Here is a 17,387-nt window from a genome sequence, read left to right as displayed (position 1 = left end):
TGAACTAGTGTGCCGATTACTCCGGATGCGCTAATCCTGGTACAACATGCTACTCAACGACCTCTTTTGCGCCTCGATACTGCTTAAGCAAGACAAATTCGTCGGCAAGATGTTGACCCCACCCGAACTATGGATTCGGTGCACCGGCCATGTTATGGCCTGCTCTAATACCTTGTCACTGGCTACCATTCCAAGATCCGGCGAGCGCCGCAGCGAGCACCATCCACGCGGCGATCACTTCGTCATTGACCACCGCCGCGCAGCGATGCGTGATGCCCCCCAAAGTCAGCGGGTGATTACCGGATAGAAAATCACGTAGCCAAGCCCATACAGGAGAAAGCTCACGGCAAGCAAACCAAACATGGCCAGCGCCAGCCGCAGACACGCGTGGATGATCCGGGCGCCGAGCCACGCAGCCGCCCTAATAGTCAACGCTAACGAAATCCATCGCATCGCTTCAGCCAAAAGATTGGTTGATCCACTGTGTACTCTCTTCATTGTCACTCCTCGCGTCATCGCGCGCGCTGCTTGCGAGGTTCGCGCTCGCGCGCGATCGCGAGCGCCCGTTCGCACATGCCAACCAGCCCCACACCCAGCTGCCGGTCCTCCCCGTCTTCTCCACCAGCCAATATCCGTGCAACACCGGCATAACGTTGCAACATTGCTTGCTGCCGTAGCTGCGCTGCCGCCTTGGCTCCCGGGCCGGCACCCCATATCTGCGGGCCGCGCGCGCGATTCCGCTTGCGCAGGTGGTAGACGCTTTGCGGCAGCCCCTTCTGCGCTTGGAAGCGTTCAATTCGGCTCGACGCCGTTGCATCGATCCCGTGATGCCGCAATCGTTCGGCAAAGCAGCCGCGCCACCGCCGCAGATCCTCCTTGCGTGGATCGAGCCGGCTGCCATCGGGTGCTGTCTTCTTCACGCACAAGTGCACGTGAGGATGGCGCGAGGGATTACGCCCAGGATCATCCTCATACCGGTGCAGCGCCATCACATACTGGTGATCTGAAAATTCATCACGCGCGAAATCGCGCACCGCACGTAACAAAGCTTGAGCATCCGTCCCTTCCGGCATCGACAAGACGATATTCACCGCCTCTCGCCTGTTGGCTTCATCGGCGATCGGCACGCCGCCATGCTGCCATTCATCTCCCAGCGAGCGGACTTCCTCGCGTCCGAGATATAACTCGCCGTCCGGGCCTTCAACGGCCAACAGCCCATTCCTGGAGATGTAGTCAAGGTGGGCGCGGATGTGCCGCATGCCGCGGCCACCGCCGGAAATACGCACCATAGCCTGCGGCGTGCGTCGGACATTACCGCGCAGCCGTTGGCGGATAGCGTGCGCGCTCGCCGAATTGCCGGCAGCTTGCTTGGGCAGAGGCCGTGGGCCACGGGTCGCCACCCGCCTTGACTGCCGCTGGTTGAATCCCTGGTCCCATGCGAGCAGGAGGGTATCTGTATGGTCCTTGTTCATCCCCGCCCCCATCTGGCGAGATTGCTGGCAAGCAGGCTGGATATCGCTTCGACATGCCCAGTGAACTGGTGGTGCAGCGCTCGGAGCGTGGTCACCAGCTCAGATGAGTTAGCAGCTGAACTGATGGAGGTGGTCGTCGCAAGGCGATTCAGCTGGCGCGCCATCCCCAGCAAGATCAAATTCGAGCGGCCCAGCATTTCTATCTCCGCAGCGCCGAGCTGCGGCGCACTTTCCATCCGCGCGCGTATCAAGGCCACAATCCAGCGATTGTCGGAAAAGCCTTGTAGCCTGGCGCAGGCCGAGACGTAGTCGCTTTCGGCTGCCGTCAGCCGGAGGATCTTCCGCGACTTCGGTTCTTGCGCGGAGGCCTGTTCGCGTTGCGGTACGCCCTCGTCTTTCGCCGTCAGCTTTGCCACGATCTGGCGAAATGCCTGGTTCGATGTCACCCCGTTTGCTTTGCAGTACGCCAGCCACGCGCCCTTGTAGGGGCCAAGATCGATATTGATGCGGTTCGGTCGGGTCGCCATGATGCACCTCATGCAAATGAATGCCACTCAGTTCATCCTACGCCACCAACAGTGGAGCACATTTGATCGGCGTCAGCCTATCCTGCAATAGCTCCAAAAAAGACGTATGCCTTGAAAATTTCAAGCACCGCAGGTGCGAAGGAAGCCAGCCCCAGCTGTAGCACCACCGCAGAGCCATATCGCTTCAGCCCGCTTGAACCGCCGCCGATCAATGAACCAAGAAAGACCAGACTCAGCAGCAAGCAGTCCACCAAACCCCCGCCTGCCGACCAGCCGCACGCTACTGTTCCGTCGCCGCGAGCGCCCGGACAAGCGTAGGCAACCCTGCCCCAGATGCGCAAGGTTCCTCCTCGCATAGACCACCGCAGCGCTTGTAGATGCCCCGGCAGTGCGCCACCATCGGCCACAGCGAACAGCCACAGCCAATCCATCACCGCCTCCCCTTCCGCCACGCCGATCCAATCCCCGCCCCCTTCTTCATTCAGGCAAAAAAAAGACCGCTTCCGGCCATATTCACCGGAAGCGGCCCGCCCATAGCGTCACTCGTCGACGTCGACCTCGGCATCCTGTGCTACCGCCTGCGCTGCGCCGTTCAACCCCGCCCCACCCAGCACCGCCGGTAACCAGCCGCGCTCAGCCATCGCCCGCGCCGCCGCCTCCGCAGCCGCCTGCTTGCTCATCCGCTCCAGCGGAACCGCCGCCGCTGGTGACGCCGCCTGCGCCACCACCGCCAGCAAATGCGCTTTCGGCACGTGCGCAAAATACCCCTGCGCGGTCGGCTGCCACCACTTGCGCATGTCCAGCCCGACCGCCTGCACCAAGTCGGCCACCGCCGCCGGCGTCCGCTCATCCTGATGGACGCCGTCCACACTACAGGCGGTGCAGAACGCGATGCAGTCATCGACCACGTTGCGCGGTTGGCGGCGCAGCCACGCCATCAGGCCGGCGCTGGCGCCGCTTTCCGGCAGGATCGCCGCCAGCGCAGCCCGCTGCGCCTGCCAGCATTCCCATGCCGCGCCGTCCTCGGCGTCCGGCGGCAACTGCGGCGGTTTGATGTCCAGCTGAACCGCCCTGCCGCCGCGCTCGGCATAGAACACCTGCCGCAGCAAATGATGCGCCAGCACCAGCAGCGCCACCTCGGGCTGGCGCACTAGTTCGGCCCGCAGCGCCAGCGTGCGCTGCGCGGTGAGCGTGGCGGTCAGCCGCGCGCTGTGCGGCCCACGTACACGCTGCTTGGTCTTCAGCCCGGTCGTTGCCCCAGTCACCATCTGCGGCCGGTCCTGCGGCCGGATCAGGCCGCGCAGCACGCACGCCTTGCCTTGATCGTCGATCGTCACCAGCGCCCCGGCCAAGGCCCGGTCGGCACGATCGGGCTGTTGCAGCGCGGCTTGCAATTGTCCCTGTTCCAGTTCGACGGCGGCCAGCTCGCGCACTGCCGCCCCGTCCTCATCCGCGCCAGATGCTTCGGCCTGGTCGAGCGCGTCGCGCAGTTGCCCGGCGCGCTGTTCCAGCTGAGCCAGCCGCGCGGCCTGCTCTGGTGTCGGCGGCAGTGTCTCGGTGCGGACCCGGCCATAGGCTGCCAGCGCACTGGCGTCGATCCGGCAGTGCACCGCGATCCAGCGCCAGCCTTCCTTGCGCAGCCGTGCCGCGAGCCGTTCCAGCCGCGCCTGCGCCAGCCGGTCCAGCAGCGCGACGTCGTCGACATAACCCTGCTCCTGCGTGCTGAACAGATCACGTGTCACCAGCCCGCCAGCCTGCTGGTAAGCCTTCAGTCCGACGTAGCGCGCCACCCGGTCCTCCCCCAGCGCCACGCAGTGCTGGGTCAGCAGGCGGCGCAGGCGCTGCGGTTGCCGCTCCCACGCGTTCAGTCCATCCCATGCCGCCAGTTGCGCCGCGTGGTCATCGCTGACCGCCACCGCCGCCATCTGCTCGTAGCTGGCGCGGTCGGCCCGGTACAGGTCGAACAGGCGCGGGGCTACATTGGCCAGTTTCAGGCGTTGGCGCACCGTCAGCTCGCTGACGCTGAACGCCAGCGCGATATCGGCCACGCTGCGTCCCTGTGCCGCCAACGCCCGCATGCCGTCGAAAATGTCGGCGGCATGCATCGCCGTCCGGCCGAGGTTTTCGGCCAGACTGACCAGCACCGCCTCGTCCTCGCCCACCAGCAGGTAAGGCAACTGGTAGTCCTCGGGCAGATCACCTTCGGCGATCAGCTCCCCCACCACCTGCCAGCGGCCTTTACCGGCAGCGATTTCCAGCAAGCCGGTCGGCACGCCGTCCCGCTGCTGCGCGTAGCACACCAGATTGTGCAGCACGCCCATGGCGCGCACCAGCGCCTTCAGTTCGTTCAGGTCGCGGGGCTGCTTGCGCACGTTCGCCACGCTCGGCACCATCTGCCGGTGGGAGGCCGTGCCGATGGTCGCATGCGCCAGTATGCGTTGCGATGCCTGCTGCAAGGCCAGCGCCATGGCGCTGGTCGGGTCGCTGTCACCGGACTGGTCACCGGCGATTGTTTGTTCCGATTCATACATCATGTTCTCCTTGGTCGATATCGATATCGGTAGCGGCTGGCGCACCCGCGCCAGCCGCACTACCCGTTCAGTCCAACAGCGCGAACAGCTGCCGCGCCTGCGGTTGCTGGCTGATGTACTCGCGCAGTCGGTAGAACAGGTCCGCGTAGCGCGCCCCGCCGTGCATGAAGGACAGCCGGTTGAGCGCCATGGCCGTCACGCCCATGCCGGCCACCGTCGCCTCCAGCCAGCCCTCGTAACCGTTCCCCTCGCATTCGACGTGATAAGCCAGCGCGTCGGTCGGTGCCATGAACGCACCGCCGTTCGACAGCAGATAGAACGCCCAGAAACCGCCGGTATAGGCGGAGCAAAGCCGCCCCATGGTGTCGTAGATGGTGTTCTCGGCCAGCAGGAAATGCGGGCCGAAGCGCTGCGGCAGGAAATTCAGCCGCTGTTCGCAGGGCACCAGTTGCGCGGTGATGAGGCCGCTCTCCGCCTCCGGTGCTGCCAAGACTTGTTGATCGTGATCCATGCTGTTCTCCTTGAGTGAAAGTTGACATTGAGGAGGACACGCACTTCATCCTGCAGACAGGTTTGGCGCTTTGCGTGGTTGATCCCCCCACAAGTCCCCCTCGCTCACCCTGGGGGGACTTGTGGGGGGATTGGCGCAAAGCGCGGCCTGTGGCAGGTGCACGGGGTTGACCAGCGCCGCAGGCGCCCCAGGACGGGACGCGGCCGGCTTCATAGCGCACGCGGCGGCTCAAAGGCCATGCCAGCGGCTGTATCGCTGGCATGGCCTTTGAAAGCGTCCTGTCCTCACTTCAGGTTGTTGGGGTGCGGTGTGCCGCGCGCAGCGCGGTACTCCGCCATGGTGCGCCCACCGGGAGTGGCGTCAGCCTCTCCCGCATTTGCGCAGTGGCGGTTGCGGTGTGTCGCGCGCAGCGGGGCACGCCGCCATGGTGTTTGCCTCCGGGAGTGGCGCAGCCTCTCCCGCATCACTGCAGTGGCTGTTGCGGTATGTCGCGCGCAGCGTGGCATGCCGCCCTGGTGTTCACCCACCGGAAGGGGCGCCAGCTTCTTCCGGCCAACCTGCCATAGAGCTTGCAAATACGAAACTGCAGTGGCGAAGGAAGGAAGTTGGGGTTGCGAGCGGAGGACTGGAGGCGGGCCGCAGGCCCGGTCCCGCAGGGACGGAGCGCAGCGACCCGCAAGGAGGACAGGCCCGCAGGGCCTCGCCCAGCCCCATCCCACACACGACGTCGCACGCCGTGCTACATTGCCAGCCTCCAGCCCACGAGGAGTCCGCATGGCCAGCTATTCTGAATTACAAGCACAGATCCAAGTGCTGCGGCAACAAGCCGAAGCCGCGCGCACCAGCGAAATCGCCGCCGCCAAGCAACGTATCCATGCGCTGATGGATGCGCATGGCCTGACACTGGCCGACCTGGCGCCAGCGGCAAACAAACGCATAAAATCGACCGCGCTATCCGAGGCCAAGTACCGCGATCCGGACAGCGACCGCACGTGGAACGGCAAGGGCCGTCCGCCAGCATGGATCGCCGGCAAGGACCCGCGCGCCTTCGGATCAAGTAGGGTCGGCGCCGACCTCGCCGATCATTGATTCTTGCTCAAGCCTGCTTGCCAGTCTGCGCACAGCGTGTTGGCCACCATCCGCCGGTCCATCGCCGGAGCGACTTCACCGCACCACACCGGCCCGCGCTCGCCAACGCCGTCTTGGCATGGTCGACTCTCCGTCGCGCGTAACGACTGACCGCGAGTGACTAACGCGCAGGCGGTGGTTGCCAACCAGCTGTCCAAGGCGGGCATCCGACTGGCGTCAACCTTGAACGCGGTACTGCGCTAAATACCGCGGCCTCATCACCGTAGAAAAATCGCCGGACATGTTCGCTTGCGCGCAGATTTGACCCAGTAAGATTGACCCGCCTTTGACGCCAACCAGCCTGCGAATGGGTACTCTACTCCTAAATTGCATGGGGCATTCGGCCATGCAAATCGATGCTTGAGGTTGGGGCAAAAACTCACGCAAATCAACAATGATGGATATAATTGTTCGCTTGTAGAAAAATGTTCGTAGGTTACGCGGCGTTAGCAGTCTTTAGATGCCAGTTCGTCTGACACTTTGTGTCAGAAAGCTAGAGTCCTGAGAGACTGTCATAGACTGCGGATTAACAGAGCCCCCTCATGATGCGGTCAGCCGGTATAAGCTAGTCCGCCTTGCGAACAGTCCTTCTTTCCGGCTCTATCAACTGCGTCATGTCGGCCAACCACGCGCAGGCAGCGACTAGCTTGAAGGCAACTAAGGGATACTTGAGATTTGTCTGGCCTGCAGCCTCTAAGGTAACGTTGTTAGCCGGAAGCGCGATCTCAAATTCGTCATCAAGGCGCAATGCTTTGAGTTTCCGTAGCTCTATTTCACGAGCGATCGATTCTACGCTACTGCTTTTCAGGACTAGCTGCCCCCTTACAGTCAGCGATATAGCGATGTGGCCGTTGGCGTATGGCTCGAATTGGATATGACCTGTACTCATGAATGGCTCCTTGCGTTCTCAGCAAGCTTACCAGTACTTCTATCTTGTGGTTTGTGTCGCGGTGCAAAAAAAAACTGCCCATCTAGGGCAGTAAGGGAATTTCCCAATGATGAGAGAGACACCGTTATTTTGACCGGCAGACATGACGTCAATATGACAATCAAAGGAGAATCTTCGCTTTTAAGATTATCTCAACACGTTACAAGAAAAAGTTTGTCTCTTTCGCTGCATCGCAGCACAATGAATTCGTCTCCTCTGGTTTCGTGCCTGAAATCGGAATTCGCCCGCATTAATGCGGGCTTTTTTTACACGTAAGAAGTGGCCAAGCCGTGCTACCTCACATGCGCGCGCAGCGTGAAGGTCGGATCGTCAATATCAGCCCGGTGCTAGGCTTTCTTCCTGCGCCCTACATGGAGCTGCACTCTGCATCCAAGCAAGCAGTTGAAGGGCTATCAGAGACGCTAGATCACGAGGTTCGGCAGTTTGGAGTGCGCGTGACGCTGGTGGAGCCATCATTTACCAGGACCAATCTAGACATCAAGCACCACATAGCGCCGCCAAGCTGCCAGCCTATAACGATGAGTTGGATGTGGTTGTAGCGTCCATTCAAAATATGTGCGCAAGGCAACCGATCCGTACGGCGTCGCCACCACGATAGTCCAAGCCGGATTGGGTACTTGGAAAATGCGTCACCCGCCGATAGGAGAAGCGTCACTTCTGGCAAAACTGCGCAGGTTCATGCCTGCTGGTCCGGTCGAGAAGGGAGTAAGGAAAACCTTTGGGCTAAGTTAAATAAGTTGCAGAGGGCTACGCACGCCAAGAGGGACCAACTCAATTACGCCCACGGAAGTACCGGCGAGTTGAACGCGCAAGCCTTCGGTGAACGCCCTTAAAGTGCGTGTTGAGCAGTCTAGACGAAGTCAGGTTTACGAGTATAAGAATCGAAGACGATAAGAATTTTGATGTTGCTCAGATATGGGAGCCCAGACCTCCGCCAACCTCTTCGTATTCCCTACGGCTGCAAGCGCGGCAACCGCTAAAAGCTTATGCTGGAAAGCAAGCCGCTGCATCGCGATGCTTGCCTGACGCTGGCCATGTGAACGACCGGCAGACGCGCCTGCGTATCCTGGGGCACCGCGCCAGGCCAACTTGTACTGGAGATTTAATCCGACGCTGGCAACAGCTCGAAGGCCAACAACTGCGTCACCTCGTCGTCACTGAAGTTATCGTCCGATAGAAGCACCAGGCTGCGATGGCCATTAGGCAGCGGCGGTCCCCAGCTCATGCCTTCCAGGTTGTCGACCTTTTCCAGACCTGCCGAATCAAAGTTTAGTATCAGCCGCTTGCGCAACGGGCGGTAGTCCGCGCCCGCCAGCGACGGATAGCCGACGATGTCGGTGGCACCGTCCACCTCCACTATGTACAGGCGGATATGAAAAACGAAATGGCCGGCCGCATCCTGTACACCAGAGCGTTCCAGTGCCAGCAAATGGAGAGTGTCGAGCACCAGGATTTCCGACACGCCGTTGTCGCCGAAGCGCCCCGCCGCCGGCATGCCCTGCACGCGATCCAGCGGATAGGCGTATTGTGCCAGCACCTTGCCGCTGCGGTTGAACTGGGTAAACCGGCTCACGGCGCCATGCTCCGGCGTCGCGACCGGACCGTCCTGGTACAGCGGCGCCTCCATTCCCAGCCAAAGCGACCGGCCGTCCGGCGCAAACGATAGTCCTTCGAAACTGAGGTTGTTGCGCGGGCCGCGCAGGTGCGTAGGATCGTCCCTGAACAACGCCGGCATCGGCAACGCCGCCCGATAGCCGCCATCGGGTGCGGCCTGCCGCACGAACGGCGACAGCCCCAGTTTGCCGCTGCCTTCACTGGCATACCAGATGCTGCCATCCGTCGGATCGACGCGTACCGCTTCGATATCCGCCACCTCGCCACCCTGGGCCGGATAAGTGCTGCCGTCGGCCTGGCGGAACAGATGCACCGCCTCCAGCTTGACCGCCCGGAACTGCGCCGCATCATAGTCCAAGCGCGCCCTGTAGAACCGCGCGCGACTGAATTCCGAGCGGTCGTCGCTGGCCATCACCCAGGTGCCGGAGCGCGCATCGTAGTCGATGCCAGACAGGCCGCCCACAACCGTGCCGTCAAACACCAGCCGGTGCGGAATGCGCTGCTCGCCGATCAGGCGCAAGCGCGCATGCTCCGCAGCGGTGGCCGGCATCGCCAGCGACAACAGCGTAGCCGCGATGCCGATGCAAAGCCCTGCCCTCAAAACTTCACCCGCATGGTGGCATACAAGGTGCGCGGACTGCCGAGGAAATAACGCCCGGTGGTCAGCGGGTTGGAACTGGTCAGCTCCGCGCCGACGCCGCCGAGGTAGCGGCGGTCGAACAGATTGTCGACGTTGACGGCAAACTCGGTGCGGCTGCCGTAGCCGAACAGGCTGCCGCTCGGCTTATAGCTGAAGTTCAGGCCCACCAGCGTGTAAGCCGGCATGTACTGGCGCAGATAGACCGCCGGGCCGCCGGTGATGACGGTGTTCGGCACGTCGCCATAAGTGCCGGCCGCCTCGCCGACATAATGCGCATTGGCCGTCAGGCGCCAGGCTTCCGACGGCTTCCAGGTGGCTTCCGCAAAGGCGCTGCGGCGCGGCGCACCCAGCACCGGATCGTTGGCCTTGATGCCTTCGGCCGGCGTGTCGCCGACATAGTGCGCATCGTTGTAGGAGGCGTTGGCATACAGCTCGTAGCTGGCGCCACTGGCGCGCAAGGTCAGCTCCACGCCCTGCGAGCTGATGCCGCCCTGGTTGGCAAAGGTGGTGGTGGCGTCGCGCGAGAAGATGTCGCCGTTCGGATTGCCGTTCTGGATTGAGATGCGATCGCGGTAATCGATCTTGTAGGCGCTCAGCGCCGCGCCATAGCCGTTGTCGCTGGTCCAGCGCACGCCAATGTCCTTGTTGATAGACGTTTCTGGCTTGATGCCGTTTTTCGAATCGACCGCCGCCGTGCCTTCGAACACCGTGTCGGGAATCGCGCTGAAGTTCTTCGAACCGCTGGCGAACACCTCCCAGTCGTCGTTCACGCGGAACAGCGCCGCCAGCTTGGGCAGCAGCCGTGAACTTACTTCCAGCGTGCGCACGCCGTTGAACTCCACCGCCGACGAATAATCCTCCTTGAAGCGCTGATAGGTGGCACCGAGATCCAGTTGCAGGCGGTTGTCCATCAGGCTGACCTTGTCCTGCGCGTAGGCCATCGCCGTGTTGGACGAATAATGGCGGTCCTGCGTGATCGAATACAGCGCGCTGTCCTTAAAGGCGCCGCTGACGGTTGGATCGGTGACGGCGAACCAGTTGCGGTCCTTGTCGCGCGTGGTCCGTTCCACCCAGCCGCCGACACGGATGCGCTGGTACTCGCCCAGCGTGCTGGAGACTTCCGCCAGCGCGCCCTTGCGGTCAATGGCGTTGTCGCTGCGGCGCGTGCTGGCTTCGCGCGCCCCCCACTGAGCGACCGGGTTCATGGCATACTTTGCCGCCGCCGGGCAGCCGGCGGTGGCCAGCGACGCGCTGCTGGCACCGGACGGATAGCTGATCGCGCTGACCGGGATCAGGGCGCCACTGGCGGTGCGCTGATACTGGTTCTGGTAGCACTCCTGCACCACGGCGGTCGGCTTGCCGCCTGCCGCGACAGGGCTGTACACCAGGCCATTGCTGGGCAACTGCACGTACGGCACGTAGAACCAGCCGTTGCCGTCCTGTTTGTGCCAGTACGGTTTGACCGTCAGCTTGCCGCTGTCGCCAAAACGCTGGGTCCAGTCGATGTGCATCAGCGTGTCTTCGCTGTTGATGCCGCGCGTGCCGCGATAGTTCTGGTCGATGGCCGGATTGCCGGTCCAGTGGTCGGTCAGGCCGTCGGTGGTCGGATCGCCGTAGAAGGTGGCCTTATACAGCTTCGACGATGCGGCCAGCAAGGCCACCGCGTCGTAATCGTTGTCGCTGAACTTGTTGTAGCTGACGGTGGCGCGCAGGCTGGAGCCGCCGCCCAGGTCCTGCAAAATGCGCGCGTCGATGTGGCGGCGGGTGTTGCGGCCGGATTCATCGCCCGGCCAGGTGCGCACATATTCATGCGAATAATCAAGATAGGCGCTGGTGCCCGACGCCAACTTGCCGGTATCGACCCGCACGAAGCCGCGCTGGTAACCAAAGCTGCCGGTCGACAGTTCCACCTCGCCGCCGCGTTCCTTGGCCGGATCGCGCGTCTTGAAATCGATATAGCCGCCCAACGCCTGATTCGACGGCGTGCCCAAGTCGCCGGCGGTCTGCGAGGCATCGACGCGTACCAGGTTGGCCGGATCGAGCAGCCGGTTCGGCATGGTGCCGCCGTTCGACAAGGTCGAGCCATTCGGAATGCCGTCGATGGAAATGCCGATCTGCTCCTTGTTAAAACCGCGCATCGAGAGGCGCATCGAAAAACTGCCGGTCAGCGCGTCGCTGGAACTGACCTGCATGCCCGGCACGCGCGCCAGCAGTTTGAGCGGATCGAGACCCGCCGGCTGCTCGGCGATCACCGCCTGGTCGATCACGCTGTTGGCGCGCGCCTCGCCTTTACCCAGCACTTGGCCGGTGACCTGCACCACGGTCGGCACAGCCTCCCCCGTTTCCTGCGCCTGAGCCGGCACACCGCATTGCAGTACCGCCACCGATCCGGCCGCGATCACACCCAATTTTGAATACATACGTTCCCCTGTGATGGATAGTCGATGCCTGCGCACCTTTTGATGTCGTCAACAATATTACAATGGTACGTACCAATATGCAAAACGAAAAAATCTAATACTGCATTCGTTCCGATCAAAAAGTTCATTTAATAAAAAGGTACGTACCTAATTCATAAAATCGTCATATTTCACCGAGGTATAAATCATTTCGTTACAATACGGCCATCACGATCAACAGCAGATACACACAATGCGATCCACCAAGACCAACGTGCCGCTGTACCAGCAACTGGCAGAGACACTCAAGCAGCTGATGGCGTCGGGGAACATCGGCGCCAAGGAGCCGATGCCGGCCGAGCGCGAGCTGGCGATCACCTACCAGGTCAGCCGCGACACGGTGCGCAAGGCGATCCGCCTGCTAGAGGAACAGGGACTGCTGTACAGCGACCATGGGCGCGGCACCTTTGCCGCGCCGGAATCGGTGCGCCAGATGTCGCGCTTCCTTGACAGCTTCACCGACGACACCATCAAGCGCGGCGGTGTGCCGGGACAGACCATCCTCAGTATGGAAACCGTGGCGGCCAACATGGCCATCGCCAGCCTGCTGCACATGCAGCCGGACGAGCCGCTGCTGCGCATCAAACGCGTACGCCTGATGAACAACAAGCCTATCGGTTTGCAGGAATCGTTCTTGCGGCTGCCGGAAGGCGCGCAACTGACCCAGAAGGAGCTGGAACAAGTCGGCTCGCTGTACCGCATCCTGATCGATAAGTTCGGCATCAAGCCGTCGGAAAGCCTGGAGAGCGTGGGCGCGGTGGCGGCCCAGGCGGAAGAGGTGGCGCTGCTGGGCGTGACGCTGGGCGCACCACTGCTGCTGTGCGAACGCGTGATGCTGTCCGACCGGCGCGAACCGGTCGAATACTGCGAAATGAAGTACGTACCACCCTATCGCTACAAGACCCGCATCAGCAAGGGCAGCGCCGGCTGACGCGGCGCGCTGGCCTCGGCCGCTCAGCCGATATGGCCACGCAGCGCCAGGTACAGCATGAACACCGCGTCCAGCCCGAGTACCATGGCGCCCGGCCAGCGACGTCGCGCCAGCAGCATCAGCGTGTAGATGAAGCAGCCCAGCGCCAGCGCCACCATCAGGTCGGCGCTGCACGCCGTGACCAGCAACATCAGCAGCGGCGGCAGATAATTTTCCGGGGCGCTGGTATCGAGTTCACGCAGGCCGTCGAGCATGCACAAACCCACCATCACCAATACCGGCGCGGTGGCGCAGGCGGGAATCGCTGTCAGCAAGGGACCGCACAGCAACGCCAGACCGAATAGCGCGGCCACCACCACGCCGCTCAAGCCGGTGCGCGCGCCGGCTTCCACGCCAGCCACCGATTCAACGTAGGCGGTGACAGTCGACGTTCCTGCGGCCGCGCCGATCACGCTGCCCAGCGCATCCGCCGCGAAGGCAGCCCGCGCATGCGGCAAGTCGCCATTCGGTTGCAGCAGGCCAGCGCTGCGTATCACGCCGAACATGGTGGCGGTGCCGGCGAAGAATTCGATCAGCAAAAAATACAGCGTCACCGGCAGCAGCAGCATGAAGTGGGAAGCAAAGCCACGGAAGTCCAGCGCGAACAGCAACTGGCCGGTGAACACCGGCAGGCCGATCCAGCTGGACGGCAGCGTTGTCAGCGGGCGGCCATCGGCACCGGCGACAAACACACCCAGCACGCTCACCGCCAGCATCGTCAGCAGAAAGGCGCCGGGCACGCGCCGTACCAGCAGCATGGCGGTCAGCAGGATGCCGCTTAGCGTCAGCCACGCGCCGCCGTCATGCAGGCGCGAGAAGCCCACCAGCGAACCGGCATCGGCAACCAGCAGGCCGCCGCTGCGCAAACCCAGCCAGGCGATGAACACGCCGATCGAACACTGCATGCCCAGCTTCACCGGCTCCGGGAATGCCGCGACAATGCGCGCGCGCCATTTGGTCAGCGACAGCACCAGGAACACCAGGGCGTTCAGCAACACCATTGCCAGACCGGTCTGCCACGGCACGCCCATCTGCCCCACCACCACCTGGGCAAACACGATGTTGGTTCCCATGCCCGGCGCCAGCGCGATCGGCAGATTGGCCCACAAGGCCATCACCAGCGTGGCCGCCATGGCCGAGACGATGGTGGCCAGGAACAGCCCATTGCGGTCCATGCCCGCCCCGGACAATATCAGCGGATTGACTACCAGGATGTAGCTCATGGCGGCAAAGGTGGTGCAGCCGGCGACCACCTCGCGCGTCGGCGTGGTGCCGCGCGCGCTGAGCTGGAAATAGCGGTCGGCCCATTCAACAAAATTCATGCGGCTTCCTTATATATGAGGTTCAGGCGCGTTGCAACAGAGCAGCCACTTGCGCCCGCGTCGGCAGCGCCGAGCGCGCGCCGGTGGCGGTGACGGCGATGCTGCCGGCCGCGCAGGCGAAGCGCAACGCCTCTTCCAACGGCTGCCCTTCCAGCAGCGCGGCCAGGAAAGCGCCGTTGAAGCTGTCACCGGCGCCGGTGCTGTCCACCACTTCGGCGGCAAACGCCGGCTGGGTGATGGCCTGATCGCGCGTAATCAGCATGGCGCCGCGCGCACCACAGCTGATGACCAGCATGCGCGCGCCAAATTCAAGCAGGCCGGCCATGCCCTCCTCCTGCGGCGCGACGCCGAGAATCGCGCGGTAGGTGGTGTCGTTCATGAAGGCCAGGTCGCACAGCGACAACAGGCGGTGCAGATGCGCGCGGTCCGGCACCATCGCGGTCTCGATGTCGATCGCCAGCGGCACGCCGGCGGCGCGCGCCAGCGCGTGCAACTGCTCGAACTCCGGCAAGTTGTACGGCATCGCATACAGCAGCCGGCTTTGCTCCAGCGCCGCCGCAAACGATTCCGCATACAGCGTCGGACCGGGCATCGGCGAATACACAAGCGCCTTCTCGCCGCTGGCCTCGATGAGGATCAGCGCCGTCGGCGATGTGGCGCCCGGCACCACCCGCAAGTGGCTGGTGACGACACCGAACCGCTCGTACTCGCGGCGCAGAAACTCGCCCTCGCCGTCATCGGCGATGCGACCGTAGGCCAGCGTCGGCCGCCCCAGCAGGCCGGCGGCGCACGCCACGTTTGCCACCGTGCCGCCGGCGTATGGCGGCAGGCGGCGTCCCAGTACCTTCTGGTCGGCCTGCGGCGCCCGGTCGACCGTGAACAGCAGGTCGATATTCGGGTCGCCAAAGGCCAGCAGATCAAACGGGCGCCCTTGCGGAAAATGAAGAAAATCACTCATGCGGTCGGTCCTGTATAGCCGTCAGGTTCAGAAACGGCGGCTGGCCTGGATGCCAAAGATGCGCGGATTGTTATCATTAACAAAACCAGTCAGGTTATTGAAATCAATCCCGCCCACCAGCTGGACGCGATTGGTGATATTGCGGCCGAACAGCGCCACCTCGTTACGATCGTTATCCCACTTGTACCCGAGCCGCAAACCGCCTGTCAACAAGGGTTTTCCGACAAACTCCGCCGAACGGTACAAGGTGAAGTTGACCGCGCTGCGATAGACCCAGTCGGTATAGACGTACCACTCGCCGTTGCTGACCGCGTGGCTGTACTTGAGCGAGGTGTTGGCGCTCCAGCGCGGCGCCTGTGGCAACGGGTTGCCGTCGATGCGCACCAGTGTGCTGCCGGCGCCCGTGACGATGGTGGGATTGAGCAGCGTGCAGGCGGCACAGGCGCCGACCGTCAGCCCGGCATCCTTGATCCGGGTGTAGTTGTAGCTCCCGCCGAAGCTCCACAACAGGTTCTCGGTCAGATAGGCATCCAGGTCAAGCTCCGCGCCGCGCCCGGCGCTGCGGTCGGCGTTCAGCAAGATGGCGGAATTGGAGGTCCCGCCCACCGCCGTCAGTTGCAGATCCTTGACCGTGTAGCTGTAGACATCGAAACTTAGGCGCGCGCGGCGATCCAGCAGGTCGGTCTTGAAGCCGGCTTCATAGGACGTGATGGTTTCCGGCCGCGCCACCGACATCGGATTGAATGACGCTGCCGGCTGGATGGTCGCACCACGGAAGCCGGTGGCGACGCGTCCATACACATTGGCAGCCTGATTCAGCTTGTAAACCCCGCTCACGTCCCAGTTCACCTTGGAGACGCTGGTGCTGGTCGCCAGGCCGGCCGAAGCGTCGATATCGGAGCCGCCGCCCGGCTTGTTGTTCGGTTCCGTGTTCAGATCCTTGTTGTCGCGCGTGTAACGCAGGCCGGCGCGCAGGTTGAAGCGCGGGCTGATATCGTAGTTGATGGAGCCGAATACCGCATAGGCGTCGTTTTTCTGGTGCGAGCGGATGTCCGAGCTGAGCGCACCGCCGCCCAGCGTATCGTAGCTGTAGCTGTCGATCTGGTACTTCTCGTCGAAGTAGAACAGCCCGGCCTGCCATTTGAACGCTTGCGCCACGTCGGATTCCAGCCGCAGTTCTTGCGTCAACTGGTGGTGCCCCTTGGTGCCGTCCGCCGATTCGACCACAAACGGAATCAATCCCGGTCCCGACGGCGGCGCATACACCGCGCCATAACCGCCATCGACATCGCCACGGCTATAGACCCGCACCGTCTCGTAGCCGGTCACCGAATGCAGCGTCAAATCGCCCAGGCGCCACGTCAGCCGCAAATTACCGCCGTAGTTGTTCAGGTGCTGGCCGTTCTGGCCATCGGTCGACACGCTGCCGACATCGAAACCCGGCGCCAGCGCATCACTGCCCTTCTGGATGATGTTGGCGCGGAACAGCGAGGCGCTGCCGTTCATGCTGCGCTGGTGCAGATTGGCCAGCGCACTGAAGCCGCCGCCCGATTGATACAGCACTTGCAAGCGCGCGGCAGTATCGTTATAGCCGCCATATTGGTCCGACTGGCCCGTGTGTGCGTTGCCGATCCAGTCGTCGCGGTGTTGACTCAGAAGGGAAACGCGCGCGGCCCAGTCGCCGCCAAGCGGAAGATTCACCGCGCCTTCCAGCCCGGCGGTGTTGTGCGTGGCGTCGGACAGGGTCAGGTAACCGCCGGACGTCTGCGACGGCCGCACCGAATCGAACTTGACCACCCCGGCCGGCGTATTCCGGCCGAACAGCGAGCCTTGCGGCCCGCGCAGCACTTCGATCCGTTCCAGGTCGAAGGCCGGGAAGCCTTTCAGCACCGCGCTTTCCTGCACCACGTCGTCATAGATCAGCGAGACCGGCTGAGAGGCGTTCTGGTGAAAGTCCACATTGCCGTAGCCGCGCAGGTAAAAGCGCGGGAAGCCACGGCCGAAGGACGACTCCACCTGCAAGCTGGGCGCGCGCCCGGCCAGCATCTGCATGTCCAAGCCGCCGGAGTTGAGCGCGCCCAGCGTGTCGTCGGCGATGATGGTCGCCGACACCGGCACATTCTTGACATTCTCCGCACGCCGCTCGGCGCTGACCGTCACCGTTTGCAGCTGGCCCGCCACTGACGCTGGCTGCTCTTCCTGCGCAAGCGCTGCAGACGCCGCAGTCAAGACCAGTACCACCACCACGATTTCCCTGTTCGCCATGCTCTTTCTCCCGTCGTTAATTTGGAAGAAATTCTACAGTG

14 protein-coding genes and 1 pseudogene are annotated in these 17,387 nt (G+C 62.9%); 3 read left to right on the top strand and 12 right to left on the bottom strand.

What is annotated here, in order from left to right:
• Positions 1-285 precede the first annotated feature (285 nt).
• The 6 genes from GTP55_RS13510 to GTP55_RS13485 all read right to left on the bottom strand — a co-directional run bounded on the left by GTP55_RS13510 (position 286) and on the right by GTP55_RS13485 (position 5,041).
• Positions 286-498 carry a hypothetical protein gene (locus GTP55_RS13510; RefSeq protein WP_161045453.1) on the bottom strand — a complete coding sequence of 71 codons (213 nt, stop codon included), beginning with the start codon at positions 496-498 and terminating at the stop codon, positions 286-288.
• A gap of 14 nt (positions 499-512) precedes the next feature.
• On the bottom strand, positions 513-1,472 hold the full coding sequence (locus GTP55_RS13505) for a relaxase/mobilization nuclease domain-containing protein (protein ID WP_161045452.1): 960 nt from the start codon (positions 1,470-1,472) through the stop codon (positions 513-515).
• Positions 1,469-1,999: a hypothetical protein gene (locus GTP55_RS13500; RefSeq protein WP_161045451.1), complete on the bottom strand. Its 531-nt coding sequence runs from the start codon at positions 1,997-1,999 to the stop codon at positions 1,469-1,471. The genes GTP55_RS13505 and GTP55_RS13500 overlap by 4 nt, the downstream gene beginning before the upstream one ends.
• Positions 2,000-2,076: 77 nt before the next feature.
• On the bottom strand, positions 2,077-2,430 hold the full coding sequence (locus GTP55_RS13495; RefSeq protein WP_161045450.1) for a hypothetical protein: 354 nt from the start codon (positions 2,428-2,430) through the stop codon (positions 2,077-2,079).
• A 108-nt stretch (positions 2,431-2,538) separates the two neighbouring features.
• Positions 2,539-4,533 (bottom strand): ParB/RepB/Spo0J family partition protein, encoded by a 1,995-nt coding sequence (locus GTP55_RS13490; RefSeq protein WP_161045449.1) that lies wholly within the window; start codon positions 4,531-4,533, stop codon positions 2,539-2,541.
• A gap of 64 nt (positions 4,534-4,597) precedes the next feature.
• Positions 4,598-5,041 (bottom strand): antirestriction protein, encoded by a 444-nt coding sequence (locus GTP55_RS13485; RefSeq protein ID WP_161045448.1) that lies wholly within the window; start codon positions 5,039-5,041, stop codon positions 4,598-4,600.
• A 774-nt stretch (positions 5,042-5,815) separates the two neighbouring features.
• On the opposite strand from GTP55_RS13485, the gene GTP55_RS13480 reads away from it, so the two are divergent.
• A complete protein-coding gene (locus GTP55_RS13480) occupies positions 5,816-6,130 on the top strand; it encodes an H-NS histone family protein (protein ID WP_161045447.1) in 315 nt (104 codons plus the stop codon).
• Positions 6,131-6,734: 604 nt separating this feature from the next.
• Here the strand turns inward: GTP55_RS13480 and GTP55_RS13475 are convergent.
• Positions 6,735-7,058 carry a hypothetical protein gene (locus GTP55_RS13475; RefSeq protein WP_161045446.1) on the bottom strand — a complete coding sequence of 108 codons (324 nt, stop codon included), beginning with the start codon at positions 7,056-7,058 and terminating at the stop codon, positions 6,735-6,737.
• A gap of 311 nt (positions 7,059-7,369) precedes the next feature.
• Between GTP55_RS13475 and GTP55_RS13470 the strand changes: the two are divergent.
• Positions 7,370-7,850 (top strand): annotated as a pseudogene (locus tag GTP55_RS13470) (SDR family NAD(P)-dependent oxidoreductase); the annotation flags it as partial.
• 370 nt (positions 7,851-8,220) lie between these two features.
• Here the strand turns inward: GTP55_RS13470 and GTP55_RS13460 are convergent.
• Both GTP55_RS13460 and GTP55_RS13455 read right to left on the bottom strand, forming a co-directional pair.
• Positions 8,221-9,333 (bottom strand): esterase-like activity of phytase family protein, encoded by a 1,113-nt coding sequence (locus GTP55_RS13460; RefSeq protein WP_229257915.1) that lies wholly within the window; start codon positions 9,331-9,333, stop codon positions 8,221-8,223.
• Positions 9,330-11,792, bottom strand: coding sequence for a TonB-dependent receptor domain-containing protein (locus GTP55_RS13455; RefSeq protein WP_161045445.1), 2,463 nt, complete (start codon positions 11,790-11,792; stop codon positions 9,330-9,332). Before GTP55_RS13455 ends, GTP55_RS13460 begins: the two co-directional genes overlap by 4 nt.
• Positions 11,793-12,024: 232 nt before the next feature.
• On the opposite strand from GTP55_RS13455, the gene GTP55_RS13450 reads away from it, so the two are divergent.
• Positions 12,025-12,762 carry a GntR family transcriptional regulator gene (locus GTP55_RS13450; protein WP_161045444.1) on the top strand — a complete coding sequence of 246 codons (738 nt, stop codon included), beginning with the start codon at positions 12,025-12,027 and terminating at the stop codon, positions 12,760-12,762.
• Positions 12,763-12,785: 23 nt separating this feature from the next.
• On the opposite strand, the gene GTP55_RS13445 is transcribed toward GTP55_RS13450, so the two are convergent.
• The 3 genes from GTP55_RS13445 to GTP55_RS13435 are packed head-to-tail and all read right to left on the bottom strand — an operon-like array spanning position 12,786 to position 17,346.
• The gene (locus GTP55_RS13445) at positions 12,786-14,123 is read right to left on the bottom strand and encodes an NCS2 family permease (RefSeq protein ID WP_161045443.1); all 1,338 of its coding nucleotides are present in this window, start codon (positions 14,121-14,123) and stop codon (positions 12,786-12,788) included.
• Between the two features lie 22 nt (positions 14,124-14,145).
• Positions 14,146-15,081: a carbohydrate kinase family protein gene (locus GTP55_RS13440; RefSeq protein ID WP_161045442.1), complete on the bottom strand. Its 936-nt coding sequence runs from the start codon at positions 15,079-15,081 to the stop codon at positions 14,146-14,148.
• Positions 15,082-15,108: 27 nt separating this feature from the next.
• Complete coding sequence (locus GTP55_RS13435) at positions 15,109-17,346, bottom strand: TonB-dependent receptor (RefSeq protein WP_161045441.1); 2,238 nt, start codon at positions 17,344-17,346, stop codon at positions 15,109-15,111.
• Positions 17,347-17,387 lie beyond the last annotated feature (41 nt).

The sequence above is a fragment of the Duganella margarita genome (assembly GCF_009857535.1).
Classification (GTDB): domain Bacteria; phylum Pseudomonadota; class Gammaproteobacteria; order Burkholderiales; family Burkholderiaceae_D; genus Rugamonas; species Rugamonas margarita.
Note: the sequence above shows the minus strand (reverse complement) of the source record. Positions and strands in the feature narration are given on the sequence as shown.

What these genes read in the sequence shown, in the direction of transcription:
- GTP55_RS13435 (WP_161045441.1), bottom strand. Translation starts at nt 17,346, where the DNA reads ATGGCGAACAGGGAAATCGTGGTGGTGGTACTGGTCTTGACTGCGGCG.
- GTP55_RS13485 (WP_161045448.1), bottom strand. Translation starts at nt 5,041, where the DNA reads ATGGATCACGATCAACAAGTCTTGGCAGCACCGGAGGCGGAGAGCGGC.
- GTP55_RS13445 (WP_161045443.1), bottom strand. Translation starts at nt 14,123, where the DNA reads ATGAATTTTGTTGAATGGGCCGACCGCTATTTCCAGCTCAGCGCGCGC.
- GTP55_RS13480 (WP_161045447.1), top strand. Translation starts at nt 5,816, where the DNA reads ATGGCCAGCTATTCTGAATTACAAGCACAGATCCAAGTGCTGCGGCAA.
- GTP55_RS13505 (WP_161045452.1), bottom strand. Translation starts at nt 1,472, where the DNA reads ATGAACAAGGACCATACAGATACCCTCCTGCTCGCATGGGACCAGGGA.
- GTP55_RS13495 (WP_161045450.1), bottom strand. Translation starts at nt 2,430, where the DNA reads ATGGATTGGCTGTGGCTGTTCGCTGTGGCCGATGGTGGCGCACTGCCG.
- GTP55_RS13490 (WP_161045449.1), bottom strand. Translation starts at nt 4,533, where the DNA reads ATGATGTATGAATCGGAACAAACAATCGCCGGTGACCAGTCCGGTGAC.
- GTP55_RS13500 (WP_161045451.1), bottom strand. Translation starts at nt 1,999, where the DNA reads ATGGCGACCCGACCGAACCGCATCAATATCGATCTTGGCCCCTACAAG.
- GTP55_RS13455 (WP_161045445.1), bottom strand. Translation starts at nt 11,792, where the DNA reads ATGTATTCAAAATTGGGTGTGATCGCGGCCGGATCGGTGGCGGTACTG.
- GTP55_RS13450 (WP_161045444.1), top strand. Translation starts at nt 12,025, where the DNA reads ATGCGATCCACCAAGACCAACGTGCCGCTGTACCAGCAACTGGCAGAG.
- GTP55_RS13475 (WP_161045446.1), bottom strand. Translation starts at nt 7,058, where the DNA reads ATGAGTACAGGTCATATCCAATTCGAGCCATACGCCAACGGCCACATC.
- GTP55_RS13510 (WP_161045453.1), bottom strand. Translation starts at nt 498, where the DNA reads ATGAAGAGAGTACACAGTGGATCAACCAATCTTTTGGCTGAAGCGATG.
- GTP55_RS13440 (WP_161045442.1), bottom strand. Translation starts at nt 15,081, where the DNA reads ATGAGTGATTTTCTTCATTTTCCGCAAGGGCGCCCGTTTGATCTGCTG.